This is a genomic window from Inquilinus limosus MP06 (assembly GCF_000767795.1).
Classification (GTDB): Bacteria; Pseudomonadota; Alphaproteobacteria; order DSM-16000; family Inquilinaceae; genus Inquilinus; species Inquilinus limosus_E.
The window spans coordinates 1-2664 of the sequence record NZ_JANX01000716.1 but is presented as its reverse complement, the minus strand read 5'-3'; the positions used below and the strand labels follow the sequence as shown (position 1 = coordinate 2664).

The following is a 2664-nucleotide window of genomic DNA, read 5'->3' as shown; positions in this document are numbered from 1 at the left end:
AGCCGCTGCTCGGCGCCCGGCTGCGCGACATCGCCGCCCGTGGCGCCGCCGCCTTCTACGAAGGCGCGGTGGCGGAATCGCTGGTCCGCTTCCTGAGGTCCCAGGGCGGGCTGCACACGCTGGACGATTTCGCCGCCGGCCGCGAGGTCGCCAACTGGGTCGACCCGATCCGGCTCGACTATCACGGCACTGAGGTGGTGGAGTGCCCGCCGAACGGCCAGGGGCTGGCGGCGCTGATGATCCTCGGCCTGCTGTCGGGCCAGGATCTCTCGGCCGAGATGCCGGAGGCCGACCGCATCCATCTCCACGCCGAGGCGACCAAGATCGCCTATCACCACCGTGACGCGCTGATCTGCGACCCAGACCACCTGCCGCACGATCCGCGGACGCTGCTGTCCGAAGAGGTGCTGGGCGCGCTGCGCCGGGGGATCGACCTGAAGCGCGCCGGTCGGCCGGCACTGTGGACCGAGCCGGAGCACCGCGACACCGTCTATCTTTGCGTCGTCGACCGCGACGGCAACGCCGTCTCCTTCATCAACTCGATCTTCGACAGCTTCGGTGCCGGCCTGCTGGATCCCGAGACCGGCGTGCTGCTGCACAGCCGCGGCCGCTCCTTCCGGGTCGAGCCGGGGCACCCGAATTCGATCGGGCCCGGCAAGCGGCCGATGCACACGATCATCCCCGGCCTGCTGCGCCGCGGCGGCCGCACCGCCGGTGTCTTCGGGGTGATGGGCGGGCACTACCAGGCCGCAGGCCAGGCGCAGTTCGTGTCCTCGATCATCGATCGCGGCCTCGACCCGCAGGCGGCGCTGGACCTGCCGCGCAGCTTCGCCTTCGACGGCGTGCTGCAGCTCGAGACCCGGATCGGCGAGGCGGTGGCGGCGGATCTCGCCGGCCGGGGCCACGAGGTCGCGATCCGCGACGAGCCGCTGGGCGGCGGCCAGGCGATCCTGATCGACCATGAGCGCGGCGTGCTGATCGCCGGCTCCGACCCCCGCAAGGACGGCTGCGCGCTGGGGATTTAGGTTAGGATGGGCCTTTCCCTCTCCTGTCATTGCCGGGCTTGACAGTGGAGAGGGCCGAGGCGGCCACATTTGACGGAACTCCTGGGCCGCTGCCGGATTGGACAAGGCGAACCCAGGAAAGGGGAGGACCCATGCAGCTTCAGCTCAGCTCCTGGCCGGAGATCGAGGCCTATCTCAAGACCTCGCGCGGCGCGATCATGCCGATCGGGTCGACCGAGCAGCACGGCCCGAACGGGCTGATCGGCACCGATGCGCTGTGCGCCGAGGGCATCGCCCGCGGCGTCGGCGACCGGACCGGGGCGGTGGTCGGCCCGACCATCGGCGTCGGCATGGCGCATCACCACATGACCTTCCCGGGCAGCATGACGCTGAAGCCGTCGACCCTGGTGCTGGTGATCCGCGACTATGTGATGGCGCTGGCCGAGCACGGTTTCGAGCGGTTCCTGTTCGTCAACGGCCATGGCGGCAACATCGCCACCATCCAGGCCGCCTTCTACGAGATCTATTCGGAGCGGCGGGCGCTTGGCCGGCCGTCGATCCGCTGCCGCCTGGTCAACTGGTGGGACAATCCCGGCGTGCAGCGCCTGTCGAAGGAGCTGTACGGCGTGGCGGAGGGCAGCCATGCCACCGCCAGCGAGGTGGCGGTCACCCAGTATCTGTTCCCGGACCACATCAAGACGGCGGAGCTGGACCCGCCGATCGCGCCCTCGGGCCGGTTCTACGACGCCGACGACTACCGCCGCCGCTTCCCGGACGGCCGCATCGGCTCCAACCCCGGCCTGGCGACGCCGGAGCACGGCAAGCAGTTCTACGATGCGGCGGTGGCGGCGATCGCCGAAACCTATGCGGAGTTCCTGGCGGAAGTCTGACGTCGCCACGGGGCGTCGCCCAGGGCCTGCAGCAAGGCCTCGCGCAGCGCCGCCGGATCGTCCTCCGGCACGAGGGTGACGCCCGGACCGGCGTCGAGGCCGCAGGCGGCGGTGGCGATCACCGGGATGCCCAGCGCCAGGGCGCGCAGCAGCGCCCGCGGCTGGTGCTCGACGATGGCCGGCAGCACCACCGCCGCAATCGGGTCGGGCCAGGCGCCCGCGGGCAGCGCCCGGGCCGAGACGTTGCGCCAGAACGGCTTGTCGTGCTCGCGCGCCCGGCCGGTGACGGCCAGGTCGATATCCAGCCCCTCGACCGCGTCGCGCAGCGCATAGGCGCCCTTGCGGCCCAGCGGCGAGGCCGGGAACAGGATGGTGCGGCCTCCGATCTCGGGCTGTGGCGCCGTACCGGTCTCCGGCAACGTCCAGTCCAGATGCACCGCCCGGTCGGCGAAGCGGGCGGCGATGCCGGCATGCGGGGTATAGAGGCGCGATGCTTCGGCCAACGCCCCGGTCTCCGCCGCGACGATGTCGTCCGGCGCCCTGTAGTCGCCCAGGGTGGGCTCTCGGGGCGGCGGGCCAGCGCCCGGTCCAGCCGGGCCTGCATCGCCGCCAGCGGCCAGCGCTCCATCAGCACGTCGAAGCTGCGGCCCTGCAGGCAGCCGAGGCGCCAGAGATGCGGCAGCAGCCCCTGGCCGACCACCAGATGGGTATGGCGGTGGGACAGGCTGCGGGCATAGGCCTCGGCCAGGCGCCGATCGAACCCCCAGCAT

The 2664-nt window shown here is 71.7% G+C and carries 3 protein-coding genes; 2 read left to right on the top strand and 1 reads right to left on the bottom strand.

What is annotated here, in order from left to right:
* Window positions 1-1025: gamma-glutamyltransferase family protein (locus tag P409_RS31335; RefSeq protein ID WP_034847711.1), on the top strand; the 1025-nt coding region annotated here is incomplete at its 5' end.
* Window positions 1026-1156: 131 nt separating this feature from the next.
* A complete protein-coding gene (locus tag P409_RS31330; RefSeq protein ID WP_034847709.1) occupies window positions 1157-1894 on the top strand; it encodes a creatininase family protein in 738 nt (245 codons plus the stop codon).
* Here P409_RS31330 and P409_RS36610 read toward each other — a convergent pair.
* Window positions 1867-2397 (bottom strand): glycosyltransferase, encoded by a 531-nt coding sequence (locus P409_RS36610; protein ID WP_052121615.1) that lies wholly within the window; start codon window positions 2395-2397, stop codon window positions 1867-1869. The two genes, P409_RS31330 and P409_RS36610, sit on opposite strands and share 28 nt — an antisense overlap.
* Between the last annotated feature and the right edge of the window lie 267 nt (window positions 2398-2664).

What these genes read in the sequence shown, in the direction of transcription:
- P409_RS31330 (WP_034847709.1), top strand. Translation starts at nt 1,157, where the DNA reads ATGCAGCTTCAGCTCAGCTCCTGGCCGGAGATCGAGGCCTATCTCAAG.